At 74.9% G+C, this 17,805-nt stretch carries 17 protein-coding genes; 9 read left to right on the plus strand and 8 right to left on the minus strand.

Annotated elements, in window-relative coordinates:
* Nucleotides 1–85: 85 nt before the first annotated feature.
* On the minus strand, nucleotides 86–463 hold the full coding sequence (locus E4U91_RS14185; RefSeq protein WP_137307198.1) for an STAS domain-containing protein: 378 nt from the start codon (nucleotides 461–463) through the stop codon (nucleotides 86–88).
* A gap of 238 nt (nucleotides 464–701) precedes the next feature.
* Here E4U91_RS14185 and E4U91_RS14190 point away from each other — a divergent pair, with 238 nt between their 5' ends.
* The 3 genes from E4U91_RS14190 to E4U91_RS14200 all read left to right on the plus strand — a co-directional run bounded on the left by E4U91_RS14190 (nucleotide 702) and on the right by E4U91_RS14200 (nucleotide 4,425).
* On the plus strand, nucleotides 702–1,592 hold the full coding sequence (locus E4U91_RS14190) for an RNA polymerase sigma factor SigF (protein ID WP_137307199.1): 891 nt from the start codon (nucleotides 702–704) through the stop codon (nucleotides 1,590–1,592).
* Nucleotides 1,593–1,768: 176 nt separating this feature from the next.
* On the plus strand, nucleotides 1,769–3,304 hold the full coding sequence (locus E4U91_RS14195; RefSeq protein WP_137307200.1) for an RICIN domain-containing protein: 1,536 nt from the start codon (nucleotides 1,769–1,771) through the stop codon (nucleotides 3,302–3,304).
* 122 nt (nucleotides 3,305–3,426) lie between these two features.
* On the plus strand, nucleotides 3,427–4,425 hold the full coding sequence (locus E4U91_RS14200; protein WP_137307201.1) for a DMT family transporter: 999 nt from the start codon (nucleotides 3,427–3,429) through the stop codon (nucleotides 4,423–4,425).
* Here the strand turns inward: E4U91_RS14200 and hutI are convergent.
* The 4 genes from hutI to hutU form a co-directional block, all read right to left on the minus strand.
* Complete coding sequence (gene hutI / locus E4U91_RS14205; RefSeq protein ID WP_137307202.1) at nucleotides 4,365–5,540, minus strand: imidazolonepropionase; 1,176 nt, start codon at nucleotides 5,538–5,540, stop codon at nucleotides 4,365–4,367. The genes E4U91_RS14200 and hutI overlap by 61 nt on opposite strands.
* Nucleotides 5,541–5,608: 68 nt before the next feature.
* Nucleotides 5,609–6,952 (minus strand): formimidoylglutamate deiminase, encoded by a 1,344-nt coding sequence (locus tag E4U91_RS14210; RefSeq protein ID WP_137307203.1) that lies wholly within the window; start codon nucleotides 6,950–6,952, stop codon nucleotides 5,609–5,611.
* Complete coding sequence (locus E4U91_RS14215) at nucleotides 6,949–8,151, minus strand: allantoate amidohydrolase (protein ID WP_137310813.1); 1,203 nt, start codon at nucleotides 8,149–8,151, stop codon at nucleotides 6,949–6,951. The genes E4U91_RS14210 and E4U91_RS14215 overlap by 4 nt, the downstream gene beginning before the upstream one ends.
* Nucleotides 8,152–8,204: 53 nt before the next feature.
* Nucleotides 8,205–9,869 carry a urocanate hydratase gene (hutU, locus tag E4U91_RS14220; RefSeq protein ID WP_137307204.1) on the minus strand — a complete coding sequence of 555 codons (1,665 nt, stop codon included), beginning with the start codon at nucleotides 9,867–9,869 and terminating at the stop codon, nucleotides 8,205–8,207.
* A gap of 171 nt (nucleotides 9,870–10,040) precedes the next feature.
* Here hutU and E4U91_RS14225 point away from each other — a divergent pair, with 171 nt between their 5' ends.
* From E4U91_RS14225 to E4U91_RS14245, 5 genes are all read left to right on the plus strand, one after another.
* Nucleotides 10,041–11,504 (plus strand): type III PLP-dependent enzyme domain-containing protein, encoded by a 1,464-nt coding sequence (locus E4U91_RS14225; protein WP_241678581.1) that lies wholly within the window; start codon nucleotides 10,041–10,043, stop codon nucleotides 11,502–11,504.
* Between the two features lie 169 nt (nucleotides 11,505–11,673).
* Nucleotides 11,674–12,066 (plus strand): hypothetical protein, encoded by a 393-nt coding sequence (locus tag E4U91_RS14230; RefSeq protein ID WP_137307205.1) that lies wholly within the window; start codon nucleotides 11,674–11,676, stop codon nucleotides 12,064–12,066.
* A 2-nt stretch (nucleotides 12,067–12,068) separates the two neighbouring features.
* Nucleotides 12,069–12,902: a transcriptional regulator gene (locus E4U91_RS14235; RefSeq protein ID WP_174867798.1), complete on the plus strand. Its 834-nt coding sequence runs from the start codon at nucleotides 12,069–12,071 to the stop codon at nucleotides 12,900–12,902.
* A gap of 34 nt (nucleotides 12,903–12,936) precedes the next feature.
* Nucleotides 12,937–13,467: a roadblock/LC7 domain-containing protein gene (locus E4U91_RS14240; protein WP_168218111.1), complete on the plus strand. Its 531-nt coding sequence runs from the start codon at nucleotides 12,937–12,939 to the stop codon at nucleotides 13,465–13,467.
* 14 nt (nucleotides 13,468–13,481) lie between these two features.
* On the plus strand, nucleotides 13,482–13,856 hold the full coding sequence (locus tag E4U91_RS14245; RefSeq protein ID WP_137302744.1) for a roadblock/LC7 domain-containing protein: 375 nt from the start codon (nucleotides 13,482–13,484) through the stop codon (nucleotides 13,854–13,856).
* 7 nt (nucleotides 13,857–13,863) lie between these two features.
* On the opposite strand, the gene E4U91_RS14250 is transcribed toward E4U91_RS14245, so the two are convergent.
* Complete coding sequence (locus E4U91_RS14250; RefSeq protein WP_168218112.1) at nucleotides 13,864–14,457, minus strand: hypothetical protein; 594 nt, start codon at nucleotides 14,455–14,457, stop codon at nucleotides 13,864–13,866.
* A gap of 110 nt (nucleotides 14,458–14,567) precedes the next feature.
* Nucleotides 14,568–15,404, minus strand: a complete 837-nt coding sequence (locus tag E4U91_RS14255) for a MurR/RpiR family transcriptional regulator (protein WP_137307206.1) — start codon at nucleotides 15,402–15,404, stop codon at nucleotides 14,568–14,570.
* Nucleotides 15,405–15,580: 176 nt separating this feature from the next.
* Between E4U91_RS14255 and E4U91_RS14260 the strand changes: the two genes are divergently transcribed.
* Nucleotides 15,581–16,009, plus strand: a complete 429-nt coding sequence (locus tag E4U91_RS14260) for a hypothetical protein (protein WP_168218260.1) — start codon at nucleotides 15,581–15,583, stop codon at nucleotides 16,007–16,009.
* 355 nt (nucleotides 16,010–16,364) lie between these two features.
* Here the strand turns inward: E4U91_RS14260 and E4U91_RS14265 are convergent, their stop codons facing one another.
* Nucleotides 16,365–17,753 (minus strand): cystathionine beta-synthase, encoded by a 1,389-nt coding sequence (locus tag E4U91_RS14265; protein ID WP_067233707.1) that lies wholly within the window; start codon nucleotides 17,751–17,753, stop codon nucleotides 16,365–16,367.
* Nucleotides 17,754–17,805: the final 52 nt, after the last annotated feature.

Here is a 17,805-nt window from a genome sequence, read left to right on the forward strand (position 1 = left end):
GACGCGCCGGGCGGAACACCCCTCGCTTCCCGCCGACGCGGAACGCGCCACGCCGGCCGGCTGCGGCGTGGGAGGGCGGGACCGGTCAGCCGTCGCCGTCGGCGAGGGCGGCCTCGACCGAGTCGTGCACGGTGAAGACCGCTTCCGCACCCGTGATCTCGAACACCCGCGCGACGACCGGCAGCATGCCGGCGAGGTGCACCCCGCCGCCCGCGGCCTCGGCCTTCAGACGAGCGCCGAGCAGTACGTTGAGGCCCGTGGAGTCGCAGAACTCCAGCCGTGAGCAGTCGACGACCAGCCGGCTGAAGCCCTTGGCCAGGCACTCCTCCAGCGGCTCGCGGAGCAGATCGGCGGTGTGGTGGTCCAGTTCACCCGCCGGAGTCACGACGGCGCTGGTGCCGGCTTCCCGAACCTCCACCAGAAGCCGGCCCGACTGTGCGCTGCCGACCGTCCCGTGGTCCATGCCGTCATCTCTCCCGGTATCACTCGCTGGTTGCTGACGCCCTCGCACACTACGCCTTCGTTCCGCACCGCGACAGCCGAACAATCACCCACAAACGGACATAAGCGCACAGGGTGTACTTGCGGCGGCCTCGGTGGAGCGGGTAGGGCTAGTAGGGACACGTTGACGACACGGCCGGCTCGGAGGCGCCGCACACCGCAGTGCACGTACTGGCTTCGGCAGCCTGATGCCGAGAACGATGGAGGACATCATGTCACCGCGGCTCGACGCACCGCACGTTCACGGGGCGACGTCGACCCCCGACCCGGCCGACGAGGCCGGCGCCCTCGCCGGGCTCCCGGAGATCCCCCCGTACGACGAGGTGGGCGCCGTGGACGCGCGGGCGTTGTCCCGGACCCTCTTCGAGCGCCTGGAGTCGCTCGAGGAAGGCACCCCCGAGTACGCGTACGTGCGGAACACCCTCGTCGAGCTGAACCTCGCCCTGGTCAAGTTCGCCGCCTCCCGGTTCCGCTCGCGCAGCGAGCCACTCGAGGACATCATCCAGGTCGGCACGATCGGCCTGATCAAGGCGATCGACCGCTTCGAGCTGTCCCGCGGCGTCGAGTTCCCCACGTTCGCGATGCCCACCATCATCGGCGAGATCAAGCGCTTCTTCCGTGACACGTCGTGGTCCGTGCGCGTCCCGCGCCGCCTGCAGGAGCTGCGGCTGGACCTCGCCAAGGCGGGCGACGAGCTGGCGCAGACGCTGGACCGGGCGCCCACCGTCGCCGAGCTGGCCGAGCGGCTCGGCCTCCCCCGCGACGAGGTCGTCGAGGGCATGGCCGCCTCCAACGCCTACACCGCCGCCTCGCTGGACGCGCAGGCCGAGGAGAGCGACACCGAGGGCACGCTGGCCGACCGCATCGGCTACGAGGACCACGGGCTGGAGGGCATCGAGTACGTCGAGTCCCTCAAGCCGCTCATCGCCGAGCTGGCGCCCCGTGACCGCACGATCCTCTCCCTGCGCTTCGTCGCCAACATGACCCAGTCGGAGATCGGCGACGAGCTGGGCATCTCCCAGATGCACGTCTCGCGCCTGCTGTCGCGCACGCTGGTGCGGCTGCGGCGGGGGCTCACGGTCGAGGACTGACCCCCGGTCCGACCCCTGTCCGGCCCCTGTCCGGCCCCTGGTCCGAGCGAAGCCGGAGCCCCAGCGTTCCGGCTTCCGCCGTTACCCCGGGAAACCTCCCCAGGCGTCCCCGCGGCCACTATGGTCACCCCCACTTCGAACTGACCAGTACGTCAGTGTCCGGTGAGGAGGGGCCCATGGCCCGAGGTGAGCGCGCCGGCGACGGCGTGCCCGTGGGCGGTTCCGACGCCCGGCTCGTCGCACTGCTCCGGGCCGCGCCCGCGACCGCGTACCCGGCGCTGCGGGAGCTGCGCGCCCGGCACGACGCGGCGGTGCTCGCCTACGCCCGCCTGTGCACGAGCGGTGACCCCGCCGCCCGCCGACTCGCCGCGCAGGCGTTCACGCTGGCCGCGCGGGAGACCGCCCGCGGCACCGACCCGGGGCTGCCCTGGCGGCACCAGCTCCTGCTGCTGGCGGCCCGGGTGGCCGGCGAGTGGGCCGCCGACGAGCGGGCGGCGGGCCTCGAGCCGGGTCTGCTGCTGGTCCTGAACACGGCCGGCCCGCGCGGCCCCGTCCCGCCCCTGCTCACCGCCTTCCAGTCGCTGTCCTCCCGCGACCAGGGCCTGCTCTGGTACGGCGTCGTCGAGCGCGAGCCCGTGGAGCGCACCGCGGCCCTGCTGGGCCTGACCCCCGCGGACGTCTCCTACGGCGTCGCGCCCGCCCTGCAGTCCCTGGCGGGCGCCGCGCTGCGGCACCGTCTCGCCGCCTCCGACGACCCGCGCTGCCCGGACTTCCGGCGGCTGATCGAGCAGTCCGTGCGCACCGACGCGCCACGCCCGAGTCCCGACCTGGACGCCCACGAGGCGCACTGCCCGCACTGCGCGACCGCCCACGAGGAGCAGCGGGCCCTGCGGGACGCCCCGCGCGGCACGCTCGCCGAGGGGCTGCTGCCGTGGGCCGGGACGGCGTACGCCGCCGAGGACCGCGACCGGCCCGCCCCGCACTCCCCCGAGGCTCCCGGGTCCGCCGCCGCCGTCCGGCCGCCCGGCCGCCGCCTGGTGCTGGTCTCGGCCGCGCTGGGGGTGGCGCTGGCCCCGCTGCTGGTGCTGCTGATCGCCTCCGGCGACCCGTCGGACCAGCAGGCCGCGGGGGCCGCGAGCAGCGCGCCGCCGAGCGTGCCCCCGGTGACGGTGACCGCCACGGTGTCCGTGCCGGCGCCGGTCCCGAGTCCGAGCCGTACCTCCGCCTCGCCCTCCCCCACGCGCACGAAGCGCCCGCCCTCCCCGCGGCCCACGCCCAAGCCGACGCCGACCCCCTCGCCGACGCGGGCGCCCGACGCGGCGTTCGCCCAGGTCGTGAACGTCGCCTCGGGGCGCTGCCTGGAGGTGGCCGGCGACTTCTCCAACGGCACGGACGTGCTGACGGTTCCCTGCTCGTCCTCGGTGAGCCAGCGCTGGCGGTTCGACGCGGGCCGGGGCGTGCTCCAGTCAGCCGCCGACCCCGACTTCTGCCTGGACAGCCGCGGGTCGGTCGACCGGGGCGTGGGCGTGTGGACGTGCTCATCGGTGTACGGCGGCAACGGCGAGAACCTGATGTTCCTGGTCGACCCGGACGGCACGGTCCGCCCGGCGATCGCCCTGGAGACGGCCCTGGCCGAGGACGGCTACGGCGGCCTGGCGTTCGCGCGCCTGGACGAGGGCGCGGACCAGCGGTGGCGGGCCGGGGCGCCGTGAACGCCGGCCAGTCCGTCGTACCGGGCGTTCACCTGGTGGAACGCGCTCGGCACGCGCGCGGGGCGCGGCTACGCTGACCCGGCCTTCCGACCGTGCGGGGGCCCCGACCACCGAGGAGTGCGATGACCGCCCCCGCCGCCCGCCCCGGCCGTCCCATCGCCTCCGGCCGTCTCGCTGACCTGCCCGTCCTGCTGGTCGCGGTGGTCTGGGGCTCCAGCTACCTCGCCGCCCAGGGCGTGACCACGACGGACACTGTGCTCGCGGTCCTGGTGCTGCGGTTCGCCGTGGCGCTGCCGGTGCTGGTGGTGGCCGGCCGGCGCGGGCTGCGCGCGCTGAGCGCCGTGCAGCTGCGCGGGGCGGCGCTGCTGGGCCTGGTCCTCGCGGGGATCTTCCTGCTGGAGACGTACGGCCTGGTCCGCACGTCGGCGACGAACGCGGGCCTGATCATCAGCCTGACAATGGTGTTCACGCCGCTCGCGGAGAGCCGGGTGCGCCGGACCCGGCTGCCCGGGTCGTTCCTCGCGGCGGCGGGCCTGTCGGTGGCCGGCGTGGTGCTGCTGACGCAGGGCGCGGGCTTCACCGCGCCGTCGGGCGGCGACCTGCTGATGCTGGGCGCGGCGGTGGCCCGTACGGTGCACGTCCTCGCCATGGCCCGCATGGAGTCGGTGCGCGGCGCGGACGCGCTGTCGCTGACGACGGTGCAGCTGGGCAGCGCGGTCGCGGTGTTCGCGCTGCTTGTCGCGCTGCCGGGCACGGGTGCGTCGCCGTGGGAGGCGGCCTCGGCGTTCGACGGCGGCGACTGGCTGGGCCTGGTCTACCTCGCGGTCTTCTGCACGCTGTTCGCGTTCTTCGTGCAGATGTGGGCGGTGCGCCGCACCTCGCCGTCCCGGGTCAGCCTGCTGCTGGGCACCGAGCCGGTGTGGGCGGCGGCGGTCGGCATCGCGCTGGCCGGCGACCGGCCGGGGTGGCCGGGGTACGCGGGCGCGGTGCTGGTGCTGGCCGGTACGGCGTGGGGCCGGTCGGTGGCCGACCGGGAGCGGCGCGCGCCCGTACCGCCCGCTCAGACCACCCGCACGCCCCGGCGCCAGACCCCGGACACCAGCGGGACGCCCGGCCGGTAGGCCAGGTGGACGTGGCTGGGCGCGTCCAGGAGCGTCAGGTCGGCGTACGCGCCGGGGGTGAGGCGGCCGACGTCGGTGCGGCGCAGGGCCGCGGCACCGCCCGCTGTGGCCGACCAGACGGCCTCGTCGGGGGTCATGCGCATGTCCCTCACGGCGAGGGCGATGCAGAACGGCACCGACGAGGTGAACGAGGAGCCCGGGTTGCAGTCGGTGGACAGGGCGACCGTGACGCCCGCGTCCAGCAGCCGGCGGGCGTCGGGCCACTCGGCGCGGGTGGAGAACTCGGCGCCGGGGAGCAGGGTGGCGACGGTGCGGCTGTGGGCCAGCGCGTCCACGTCGGCGTCGGTGAGGTGGGTGCAGTGGTCGGCGCTGGCCGCGTCGAGCTCCACGGCGAGCTGGACGCCGGGGCCGTGGGAGAGCTGGTTGGCGTGGATGCGCGGGTGCAGGCCCCTGGCGCGCCCGGCGGTGAGGATCGCCCGGGCCTGGTCGCCGTCGAAGGCGCCCTGCTCGCAGAACACGTCGATCCAGCGGGCGTGCGGGGCGCAGGCGTCGAGCATCTCGCCGGTGACCAGGGCGACGTAGGCGGCCGGGTCGTCGGCGAGGTCGGGGGCGACGATGTGGGCGCCGAGGTAGGTGACCTCGTCGGTGTGGGCGGCGGCGAGGCGCAGCGCGCGGGCCTCGTCGGCGACCGTCAGGCCGTAGCCGGACTTGGTCTCCATGGTGGTGGTGCCCTGGCGGAGCGCCTCGGCGAGGTAGCGGGTCAGGGTGCGCTCGAGTTCCTCGTCGCTCGCGGCGCGGGTGGCGGCGACGGTGGTGCGGATGCCGCCGGCCGTGTACCCGCGGCCGGACATGCGGGCGTTGAACTCCTCGGTGCGGTCGCCCGCGAAGACCAGGTGGGAGTGGGAGTCCACGAACCCCGGCAGGACCGCCCGGCCGCCGGCGTCGACCCGGTTGTCAGTGGCCGGTGCTTTCCTGGATGCACCGGTCCACACGACGCGGTCGCCGTCGATGACGACGGCCGCGTCCCGGACCAGTCCGAGGGGGGACGAGTCGCCGAGGGAGGGGTCGTTGGTGACCAGCGTGGCGATGTTGGTGATGGCGGTGCTGCTGCTCATGGTGTCCTCGGGGCGGGCGGCGTCGGTGGCTGCGGGCGGGGTGACGGCGGGGGCGGCGCGGGCGGGCGTCAGGCGCGCAGGGCCGCGACGGCCTCGGCGAGGGCCCGCGGCACGTCGGGGACGAGCGTGTGCGCCCCGTCGCGCACCACGTGCCGCCCGGCCACGACCGTGTGCCGTACGTCGGCCGCCGACGCCGCGAATACGGCCGTCTCGGCGCCGAGCCGGGGCACCGGGCCCGCGGTCCTGACCGAGTCCAGCGCGATCGTGGTGAAGTCGGCGAGCGCGCCCGGCTCCAGGGTGCCCGCGTCGGGCCAGGCGAGCGCCGCGTGGCCGTCTGCGGAAGCCGCGCGCAGCAGGGCGGCGGCGGTCCAGTGACCCCGGGTGCGGGTGCGCAGCCGCTCGTTCAGCTCCATCGCGCGCGCCTCCTCCAGCAGGTCGATCACGGCGTGGCTGTCGGAGCCGAGGCTCAGCGGGGAGCCGGCCCGTTGCAGGGCGACGGCGGGGCCGATGCCGTCGGCGAGGTCGCGTTCGGTCGTCGGGCACATGCAGGTGCCGGTGCCGGAGTCGCCGAGCAGGGCGATGTCCTCGTCGGTGAGGTGGGTGTTGTGCACGCCGGTGGTGCGCGGGCCGAGGACGCCGTGGTCGGCGAGCAGCCGGGTGGGCGTGCGGCCGTGGGCGGCCCGGCAGGCGTCGTTCTCGGCGGTCTGCTCGGAGAGGTGGACGTGCAGCGGGGCCCGCCGCTCCTCGGCCCAGCGGGCCACGGTCGCCAGCTGCTCGGCGGGCACGGCGCGCACCGAGTGCACGGCGGCCCCGATCCGTGCGTGGTCCCGTTCCTTGAGAAGTGAACAGCGTGCGGCCCAGGCGTCCGCGGTGCCGTCGGAGAAGCGGCGCTGGTGGGCGTTCGGGGGTTCGCCGAAGCCGGCAGACAGGTAGCAGGTGTCCAGGAGGGTGATGCGGATGCCGGCGTCGGCGGCGGCCTCGATCAGCGCCTCGCCCATCGCGTTGGGGTCGGCGTAGGGGGTGCCGTCGGGGGTGTGGTGCACGTAGTGGAACTCGCCGACGGCGGTCACGCCGGCCAGGGCCATCTCGGCGTACACCGCACGGGCCAGGGCGTGGTAGCGCTCCGGGGTGAGCCGGTCGGCGACGGAGTACATGACCTCGCGCCAGGTCCAGAAGGTGCCCGAGCCGACCTGGACGGTGCCGCGCAGGGCCCGGTGGAAGGCATGGCTGTGGGCGTTGGCGAGGCCCGGCAGGGTGAGGCCGCGCAGGACCTCGGCGCCCGGGGGCGGGGCGGGCGTGTCCGTGCGGACGGCGGTGATGCGCCCGTCCCGCACGTCGAGGGCGACGCCCGGCTCGACGCGGGTGTCGAGCCAGGCGTGCTCCAGCCAGTACGTCCGCTGCGGGGAGGTCACGTGCAGGCCAGTCCTTCCAGTACGTCGGCGAGGGCGCTCACCCCGGCCAGGCAGTCGTCCTCGGCCGCGTGCTCGGCCGGGGAGTGCGAGACCCCGGTGGGGTTGCGCACGAACAGCATGGCGGTCGGGACGCGGTCGGCCAGGATCCCGGCGTCGTGTCCGGCCCCGGTGCCGAGGACGGGGACCGTCAGCCCGGCGTCCCGGCCCAGGATGCGGGCGAGTTCGTCGCGCAGGGCGTGGTCGAACTCGACGACGGGGGTGAACGACTCCCGGACGACGTCGAGGTCGACGCCGTGCGCGTCGGCGTACGCGCGGGCGGCCTTCTCGACCCCGGCGACCACGGTGTCCAGGGTGTCCTGGTCGGCGGCGCGGGAGTCGAGCCAGCCGCGCACCAGGGAGGGGATGGCGTTGACGCCGTTCGGCTCGACGGAGATCTTGCCGAACGTGGCGACGGCGCCGGCGAGTTCCGCCTCGCGGCGGGCGGCGAGCACGGTCTCGGCGTACGACAGCATCGGGTCGCGGCGGTCGGTGAGCCGGGTGGTGCCGGCGTGGTTGGCCTCGCCCCGGAAGTCGAACCGCCAGCGGCCGTGCGGCCAGATGGCGCTGGCCACGCCGACCCGGTCGCCGCTGAGGTCGAGGGCGCGGCCCTGCTCGACGTGCAGTTCGACGAACGCGCCGATGCGGGCGAGCCGTTCGGGGTCGGCGCCGATGGCGTCGGGGTCGTGGCCCGCCGCCTCCATGGCCTGCGGCAGGGTCACGCCGTCGCCGTCGGTGAGCCGGTGCGCCTGCTCGGCGGTGAGCCGGCCCGCGGTCAGCCGGGAGCCGACGCAGGCGAGCCCGAACCGCGCGCCCTCCTCGTCGCCGAAGTTGACGACGGCGAGCGGCTTGGTGAAGCGGACGCCCCGGGCGAGCAGTTCGTCGAGCGCGGCGAAGGACGACACGACGCCGAGGGGGCCGTCGAAGGCGCCGCCGTCCGGGACGGAGTCCAGGTGGGAGCCGGTGACGACCGCGTCGCCGGCCTCCGGGTCGCCGAGCCAGGCCCACTGGTTGCCGTTGCGGTCCAGCTCGTGGACCAGGCCGCGGGCCTCGGCCTGCTCGCGGAACCAGTCCCGGCACTCGGCGTCGGCGCCGGTCCAGGCGAACCGGCGGTAGCCGCGGGAGTCGGGGTGGCGGCCGACGGGGAGCAGGTCGCGCCACATCTCCTGGAAGGAGGCGCCCGCCCGCCACCCCGCCGGGCCGCTGCCGTGCTGGGTCACGCCGGGTCACCCTCGCGCATCGGCACCCGCACGCCGCGCTCCCCGGCGACCGACTCGGCGATGTCGTAGCCCGCGTCGACGTGGCGGATCACGCCCATGCCGGGGTCGTTGGTGAGCACCCGGCGGATCTTCTCGCCGGCCAGCGCCGTGCCGTCGGCGACCGTGACCTGCCCGGCGTGGATCGAGCGGCCCATGCCGACGCCGCCGCCGTGGTGGAGGGACACCCAGGAGGCGCCGGAGGCCACGTTGACCATGGCGTTGAGCAGCGGCCAGTCGGCGATGGCGTCGGAGCCGTCGAGCATGGCCTCGGTCTCGCGGTACGGGGAGGCGACGGAGCCGCAGTCGAGGTGGTCGCGGCCGATGACGATCGGCGCGGCCAGCTCACCGGAGGCGACCATGTCGTTGAACCGCTCGCCGGCCTTGTCGCGCTCGCCGTAGCCGAGCCAGCAGATGCGCGCGGGCAGGCCCTGGAAGTGGACGCGCTCGCCGGCCATCTTGATCCAGCGGGCCAGCGACTCGTTCTCCGGGAAGAGCTCCAGGATCGCCTTGTCGGTCTTCGCGATGTCGGCGGGGTCGCCGGACAGGGCGGCCCAGCGGAAGGGGCCCTTGCCCTCGCAGAACAGCGGCCGGATGTAGGCGGGGACGAAGCCGGGGAAGGCGAACGCCCGGTCGTACCCGGCGAGCCGGGCCTCGCCGCGGATGGAGTTGCCGTAGTCGAAGACCTCGGCGCCGGCGTCCTGGAAGCCGACCATCGCCTCGACGTGGCGGGCCATGGACTCGCGGGCGCGGGTGGTGAAGCCGGCCGGGTCCTTGGCGGCGGCCTCGGCCATGTCCTCGAAGGCGGTGCCGACGGGCAGGTAGGCCAGCGGGTCGTGGGCGGAGGTCTGGTCGGTGACGATGTCGATCGGCGCGCCCATGGCCAGCAGCTGCGGCACGAGTTCGGCCGCGTTGCCGAGGACGCCGATGGACAGCGGGCGGCGGGCGTCGCGGGCCTCGACGGCCAGCTGCAGCGCGTGGTCGAGGGAGTCGGCCTTCACGTCGAGGTAGCGGTGCTCGATGCGGCGGTCGATGGCGCGCGGGTCGCAGTCGACGCAGATCGCGACGCCGTCGTTCATGGTGACCGCGAGGGGCTGGGCGCCGCCCATGCCGCCGAGGCCGGCGGTGAGGGTGATGGTCCCGGCGAGGGTGCCGCCGAACTTCTTCGCGGCGACGGCGGCGAAGGTCTCGTAGGTGCCCTGGAGGATGCCCTGGGTGCCGATGTAGATCCAGGAACCCGCGGTCATCTGCCCGTACATGGTCAGGCCGAGGGCCTCCAGGCGGCGGAACTCCTCCCAGTTGGCCCAGTCGCCGACCAGGTTGGAGTTGGCGATGAGCACGCGCGGGGCCCACTCGTGGGTCTGCATGACGCCGACCGGGCGGCCGGACTGGACCAGCATGGTCTCGTCCTGCTTGAGGGTCCTCAGCGTGCGGACCATCGCGTCGAAGGAGCGCCAGTCGCGGGCCGCCTTGCCGGTGCCGCCGTAGACGACGAGCTTGTCGGGGTGCTCGGCCACCTCGGGGTCGAGGTTGTTCTGGAGCATCCGCAGGGCGGCCTCCTGCTGCCAGCCCAGGGCGCTCGGCTCGGTGCCGCGCGGTGCTCGTACGGGGCGGGGTCCCGACATCGTCTGCCTCCTCCGGTTACTACTCCTATTCACATCCTGTCCTCGTGAATAGAACTAGTCAATACCGGGCCCGGCCCGACACCTCCCGGACGCGGGTGTTTGGCTGGATGCAGGCACCGGTCCGGGATCGCCGGGGCGGGCCGCGGCGAGGGCGACGGGACGGGAGACGACGTGGACGACCTGTACGGCGGGCACGAGCACGACGGGCACGAGCACCGGGACGGCGGCACGGACGGCGAGCGGGCGTACGGCGACGAAGGCGAGCCCGCGCACGGCGACGCCGGGGCCGGCGGGCGGGCGACGCGGCGGGACCAGGCGGTGCGGGCCGCGGTGGAGCAGGGCCTGCTCGGGCCGGACGCCCCGCTCGTCGGGCTGCTGGACGTCACCGGCATCCGGCAGGCCGCGGCGGGGCTGCGCTCGGCGTTCGAGGCGGTCGTCGCGCCCGGCACGCCCGTGCTGCACGCCTTCGCGGTGAAGGCCGCCCCGCTGGTGCCGGTGCTGCGGCTGCTGCGCGAGGCCGGTCTGGGCGCCGAGGTGGCGAGCCCCGGCGAGCTGGCGCTGGCCACGGCGGCGGGCGTACCGCCGGAGGCGACGGTGCTCGACTCGCCGGCGAAGACCCCGGCCGAGCTGCGCGAGGCCCTGGCGCTCGGCATCGCGGTCAACGCGGACAACCCGCAGGAGCTGGCGCGCCTGGACGCGCTGGCCGGGGCCGGCCCGGTCCGCTCCCCGGTCGGGCTGCGGGTCAACCCGCAGATCGGCGCCGGGTCCATCGAGGCGCTGTCGACGGCGACGGCCACCTCGAAGTTCGGGGTGGCGCTGCGCGACGAGGGGGCGCGCGAGTGGGTGCTGCGGGCGTACGAGGAGCGGCCGTGGCTGACGCGGCTGCACGCGCACACCGGGTCGCAGGGCGTGCCGCTGTCGCTGATGGTGCGGGGCGCGGCGGAGCTGTACGCGCTGGCCGAGGAGATCAACGCGCGCGTGGGGCGGCGCCAGGTCGACACGCTCGACATCGGCGGCGGGCTGCCGGTGAACTTCGCCTCGGAGGCGACGACGCCGACGTTCGCGCAGTACGCGCGGCTGCTGCGCGAGGCGGTCCCGGGGCTGCTGGACGGGCGGTACGGGCTGGTCACCGAGTTCGGGCGGGCGCTGCTGGCCGAGCAGGGCACGCTGGTGGCGCGGGTGGAGTACGCCAAGAGCGCGGGCGGGCGGCCGGTGGCGGTGACGCACGCGGGCGTGCAGGTGGCGACGCGCACGGTGTACGACCCGGGCGCCTGGCCGCTGCGGATCCTCGCCTACGACGCGAAGGGGCGGCCGAAGGAGGGCCCCGCGGTCGTGCAGGACGTGGCCGGGCCCGCGTGCTTCGCGGGCGACCTGCTCGCCGAGGGGCGCGCGCTGCCGCTGCTCGAACAGGGCGACTACGCGGCGGCGCCGGACACGGGCGCGTACTACTTCGCCCACCACTACGGGTACAACTCGCTGACCCGGCCGGGGGTCTACGGCTTCGCGCCCGACGGCGCCGGGGGCGTGGCGTTCGCGACGGTGCGCGCGCCGCAGACGCTCCCGGAGCTGGTGGCCGAGTCGGGTGGGGCGCACGCGGACGCCCTCACCACCCTGCGCGCGCCTGGGCGCCGTTGACGCACACCCCCTGACGGGGTGTTCAACGGGCGGGTGTGCGGGGGCAGTTGGCCCACCTTAGTGGTTCCGCGCATGTTCCACTGGAAAATGCCAGAAGACCCTCCGTTCGCACGCACCGTGCGTAACCTCTTCCTCACTCAGCCGAACCGCAGGCGGGAGGGGAGCCACGGTGCCCGGAATCGACGAGTGCCTACTGGAGGCCATGCGACTGCCCGGAGCCCGGGGCGCCGCGCTGGTGGACTGGACGAGCGGGCTGGCGCTGGGCACGGTCGGCGAGTTCCCCGGCGGGGACCACGAGGCGGCCGCCGCCGAGGCCGCCGAGATCGCCCGGCTCGCCGCCGAACAGCGGGCGTTCGCGCCCGTCGACGACGACGTGGCGGCCGACCCGCCGCTGGAAGACCTGATCATCAGCAACCGCGACAGCTACCACCTGCTGCGTTTCGTGCCCACCTCGTTCGACAGCAGTGTGTTCCTGCACGTGTGCCTCGGCCGCTCGGACGGCAACCTCGCGCTCGCCCGGATCCGGCTGGGCGAGATGGCCGGACGGCTGGTGCTGGGGTGATCATGACGCACGCGGTGCCGCCGCCCCGGCTGCCGGTGCGCGACCGGGCGGCCCTCCCGGACCCCGCGGGCGGCGGCGGGGTCTCCCCCATGCTGACCCGGCTGGCCGCCGAGCGGGCCACCGGCGTGCTGGAGCGCGAGCACGGCACGCTGCACCTCGCCGACGGCCACGTGGTGCACGCCGAGAGCCCCTTCGCCCCCGGCCTGGCCGACCTGCTGCTCGCCCACGGCACCCTCGCCGCCGACGCCTGGCAGCAGGCGGTGGAGCGGGCCGACGAGGAGCACGGCGCGGGCCGGCTGCTGGTCGAGGCCGGCCTGGTCGCGCGCGGCGCGCTGGAGATCTGCCACCTGGGCGCGCTCTACGACGCCGGGTACTTCGCGCTCGCCCCCAGCAGCACCCCGGGCCGCTTCCACTACGGCACCGGCCACCTGCTGGGCGCGGTGCGGCCGGTGACGGTCGCCGAACTGGAGCGCGAGACCCTGCGCCGCCGCGCGCTGCTGCACCGCCTCTGGCCGCAGCCGCTGGCGGACACCGCACCCCTGCTGCGCACCGCCCCCGGGGCAGCGCCCGTGCCGGCCACCGCGCCCGACGCGCGGCAGCGGGCGGTGCTGGCCCTGGTGGACGGGGTGCGCACCGCCCCCGACATCGCCCGCGCGCTGGGCCGGCGGGCCTTCCCCACGCTGGCCGACGTGCGCCGCCTGGCGGCTGCCGGACTGGTGGCCGCCAAGCCCCCGCCGGCCGCGCCCGACCCGCCGCCGGGCATCGCCCTGCCCCCCGTCACCGACCCCGACATCACCCTCCTGAAGAGGCTCAGGGATGCGCTGGAGGCCCTTTGAACGCCTACGACCCCTCGCCGAGAGGAGAGAGCTGATGGCGGACCAGCCCGCGCTGCTCGAGGAACTGCACCGGCTGCGCGCCCGCGTACCGCAGCTGACCGGAGCGCTCGCCGCCAGCGTGGACGGCCTGGTGCTCGCCCACGACGCCCCCGGCGTCGAGCCGGAGGGACTGGCCGCGCTCACCGCCGCCGCCCTCGGCGTCGCGATCCGCACCACCGACGCCACCGGCCGGGGCGAGCTGCGCGAACTGCTGCTGCGCGGCCACCTCGGCTACGTCGCCACCTACGCGGCGGGCGCCCACGCCGTGCTGACCCTGCTCGCCCAGGACCGCGTCAACGTCGGCCGGCTGCACCTGGAGGGCCGGCGGGCGGGCGCCCGCATCGGGGAGCTGGTGGACACCGTGGCCCCGGCCCCGGCTCCGGCCCGGCCCGCCGTCCGGCCCGCGCCCCGGACCCGCACCGCCCGCACGAGCGCCTCCCCCGCCGCGGGCCCCACCACGACCACCACCACACCGCGCAGCACCACACCGCGCAGCACCACACCGCGGACCACCACGGAAAGTTGAGAGGACACCCCGTCATGGCCAACACCGAAACCGCCCTCAAGGAAGCACTCGCCTCCATCGAGGGCGCGACCGGAGCCGCGCTCGTCGACTACACCAGCGGGATGGCGCTGGGCACGATCGGCGGCAGCAAGACCTTCGACCTGAACGTCGCCGCGGCCGGCAACACCGACGTGATCCGCGCCAAGATGCGCACCATGGAGCACCTCGGCCTCAAGGCCGAGATCGAGGACATCCTGATCACGCTCACCGACCAGTACCACCTGATCCGGCTGCTCACCGGCCGCGGCGGCAACGGGCTCTTCCTCTACCTGGTGCTGGACGCCAAGCGGGCCAACCTGGCGATGGCCCGCCACCAGCTGAAGAGGATCGAGGAGGCCCTGGAGGTCTGACCGGGCCTCAGACCAGCGCCGCGACGCGGCGGCGCGCCCCACCCGGGGCCGCGTCGCCCGCCGCGATGCCGGTGCTGCGGTACCCCTTGACGGCCTTGCCCGCGGGGCGTCCGCCGCGCCGGTCCAGCCAGTCGACGCGCACCCACAGCAGCGCGTCCGCCTCCCGCTCCCGGCGGCCCAGCCAGGCCGACTTCAGCCACAGGCCCACCGCGCAGCCCGCGAGCAGCCCGCCGCCGGCCGCCGGGACCGCGAAGGACGAGCCGAGGGCGGCCACGAAGGCGAGCAGCAGCCACCAGCGGTGGCCGCGCCGCCAGTTCCGTACGGTCACGGCCCGGTCCTGGAGCACGTCGTGCCGGCCGGCGCGGGAGGCCCCGCGCGCCAGGGCGCCGTACCGGCGCCGCCCCCGGTACGCCACGACGGCCGCCGCCACGAGGAACAGCGCCGCCCCGGCGAGCACCCCGATCCGCCGTCCCGTGATGCCTGGCACCAGTACGCCGACGCCCGCCGCGACCACCCCGCACCACCACAGGGGGGCCGCTCCGGCACGTACGACGACGGCCACCCGGGCCAGACCTTGCACTCTGCGCTCCGCGCGTGCCACCTTCCGCCTCCTCGCCGTCTCGGCACGAACACGTCAGCCGGGAGAGTAGCGAGCGAACCTGAGACGACTCTGAGAAGGAGGCCCCGGGGTCAGCGGGTCGGACCCGTGGCTCACTCCACGAAGAGCCCCCGGGCGGCCGCCCGCACGTCGAACTCCTCCAGCCGCGCCTGGGCGTCGGGCAGGTCGTCGCACATCGCCTCCAGCAGCACCCGCCCGAGCAGCATCGGCGCGCAGGCGGTGTCGAAGGCGAGGCCGGTGCCGACGGCGGCCGGCAGCAGCAGGTCGGACACCTTGGCGACCGGCGCGAACGCCGAGTCGGCGACGGTCACCACGGTCAGTCCGGCCTCCCGGGCGTGCCCGAGGGTGTCGACCACCTCGCGGGGGTGCCGGGGCAGCGCGAAGCACAGCAGCGCGGTGGCGCCCGCGCGCACGGCGGCGTCGATCCGGTCGTGCACCATCGAGCCGCCCTCGTGCAGCAGCCGTACGTCGGGGTGGACCTTGGCGGCGAAGTAGGCGAAGCCGTACGCCTGGGAGGCGGCGGCCCGCAGCCCGAGGACGGGCAGTGGCCGGGACGCGGCGAGGATCCGCCCGGCCCGGTGCACGGGCCCGGGGTCGGCGAGGGCCTCGGCGAGGTGGCGCAGGTTCTCGATCTCGGCCTCGACGGCCTGCTGGTACTCGTTGACCGTGCCGTTGCCCGCGTCCTGCCCGGCCGGGGCGACCTCGCGCAGGTGCCGGCGCAGCGCCGGGTAGCCGTCGAAGCCGAGGGCGACCGCGAAGCGGGTGACGGAGGGCTGGCTGACGCCGGCCAGCTCGGCCAGCTCCACGCTGGACAGGAAGGGCACGTCGGCGGCGCGCCGGACCATGCTGTGCGCGATCCGCCGCTGGGTCGGCGTGAGCCGGTGCCCCTCGAAGAGCGCCTGCAGCCGCGCGGCCGGGCTGTCCGTCATGACCGTGCTCCCCCTACGTCGTATTCAGTCACCCTGAACTCTGCATGAGGTCATACAGCGGAGCAAGGGAACCTTGGCGGCGCGGGCGGCGCACGGGCGGCCGCCGGAGGGCCGACAGGGGGGCTAACCCCAGTGCGCCCGGGCGCGGGGCTCCCTAGCGTGGACGCATGACCGGAATGGACACGCGGGACACCGAGCTCAAGAAGGAACTGAACGCCACCCTGCAGGCCCGCAGGGAACTCGGCGAGGAGTACGACTCCGCGCTCGTCGAATCCTTCCTGGAGAAGGTCGACCAGCGCATCGACGGGGCGGTCGAGCGCCGGGTCCGCCGGCAGCTCGCCGAGCACCAGATGGTCGCGGCCCGGGACGCGCGCTCCCCGAAGGCGACCGACTCCTGGGGCGAGCGCTTCGGCTTCGGCATCGTGTCACTGGTGCTGGCGGTGCCGCTGTCGGCGATCGGCGCGGGCACGGCGCACCTGCCCGGCCTGATCGTGTCCTGGTTCGGCATCGTCGGTGTCAACGCGGTCCAGGCGGCCCGTACCCACCCGGGCCTGTTCGGCGGCCGCCGCAGGAGCAAGGACACCGGGGACGACTGGACGGACTGAGCCGTGACGCCGGGCGGACCGGGAGGGGCGGTGTGCGCGGGGACCGCCGCACCCCCGTGAACGGGGGGCGGGACGACGGCGGTCCCCGCGAAGGACGCGGGCCGGGTCAGGCCGGGTCACGCGTCCGTGGCGTCCATGGAGGTCCGGGAGCCGCTCCGGAGGTCCGTGACGCCGTTCGCCGCCGGCCGGAACGGGGAGCCGCTCCCGTCCCTGCCGACATCCCCCAATCTGCCGGACCCGTGTTAAGCGTGTGCTGCGTGGACGTGACGCCCTCGTACCAGTTGTGCGCCGTCGTGATCGGCCCCGGACACCGCACGTTCGCCGCGTACACGGCCCGTTCACCGCAGCTTTGCCGCTACTTCCCGCCCTTGGCCAGGAAGGCCAGCAGGTCCTGACGGCTGACCACACCGGTCGGCTTGCCCTCCACCAGGACGATCGCCGCGTCCGCCGCGCCGAGCACGGACATCAGGTCGCCGACCGGCTCGCCGGAGCCGACCTGCGGCAGCGGGGCCGACATGTGCTTCTCCAGCGGGTCCTCCAGCGAGGCGCGCTTGGTGAACAGGGCGTCGAGCAGCTCGCGCTCGACGATGGAGCCGACGACCTCGGCCGCCATCACGTCCGGGTGACCGGCGCCCGGCTTGACCACGGGCATCTGGGAGACGCCGTACTCGCGCAGCACCTCGATGGCCTCGCCGACCGTCTCCTCGGGGTGCATGTGGACCAGGGACGGGATCGCGCCGTGCACCTTGTCGCTCAGCACGTCGGCGACGCGGGCGCTCGGGCCGTCGTCCTCGAGGAAGCCGTAGTCGGCCATCCACTCGTCGTTGAAGATCTTGCTGAGGTAGCCGCGTCCGCTGTCGGGCAGCAGGACGACCACGACGTCGTCCTCGGTGAGCCGCTCGGCGACGCGCAGCGCGGCGACGACGGCCATGCCGCAGGAGCCGCCGACGAGCAGCCCCTCCTCCTTGGCCAGCCGGCGGGTCATCTGGAAGGAGTCCTTGTCGGACACGGGGACGATCTCGTCCGCGACGGTGCGGTCGTAGGCGGTCGGCCAGAAGTCCTCGCCGACGCCCTCGACGAGGTACGGGCGCCCCGAGCCGCCGGAGTACACCGAGCCCTCCGGGTCGGCGCCGATGACCCGGACCCGGCCCTCGCTGGCGTCCTTGAGGTAGCGGCCGGTGCCGGAGATGGTGCCGCCGGTGCCGACGCCCGTCACGAAGTGGGTGATCCGCCCCTCGGTCTGCTCCCACAGCTCGGGGCCGGTGGAGTGGTAGTGGGAGAGCGGGTTGTTGGGGTTGGAGTACTGGTCGGGCTTCCACGCGCCCGGCGTCTCACGGACGAGCCGGTCGGAGACGTTGTAGTACGAGTCCGGGTGCTCCGGGTCGACGGCGGTCGGGCAGACGACCACTTCGGCGCCGTAGGCCCGCAGGACGTTGATCTTGTCCGTGCTCACCTTGTCCGGGCAGACGAAGATGCACTTGTAGCCCTTCTGCTGGGCCACGATGGCGAGACCGACGCCGGTGTTGCCGCTGGTCGGCTCGACGATCGTGCCGCCGGGCTTGAGCTCGCCGCTCTGCTCGGCCGCCTCGATCATGCGCAGGGCGATGCGGTCCTTCACGGAGCCGCCCGGGTTGAAGTACTCGACCTTGGCCAGGACGGTCGCCTTGATGCCCTTGGTCACGCTGTTGAGCCGCACCAGCGGGGTGTTGCCGACGAGGCTGATCATCGAGTCGTGGAAATGCACCGTTGTCTCCGGTTGCTTGCAAAAAGAGTGGTCGTCGTGGTCCCGCCAGCCT

It is taken from the genome of Streptomyces lasalocidi, from assembly GCF_005280215.1.
GTDB classification, from domain to species: Bacteria; Actinomycetota; Actinomycetes; order Streptomycetales; family Streptomycetaceae; genus Streptomyces; species Streptomyces longwoodensis.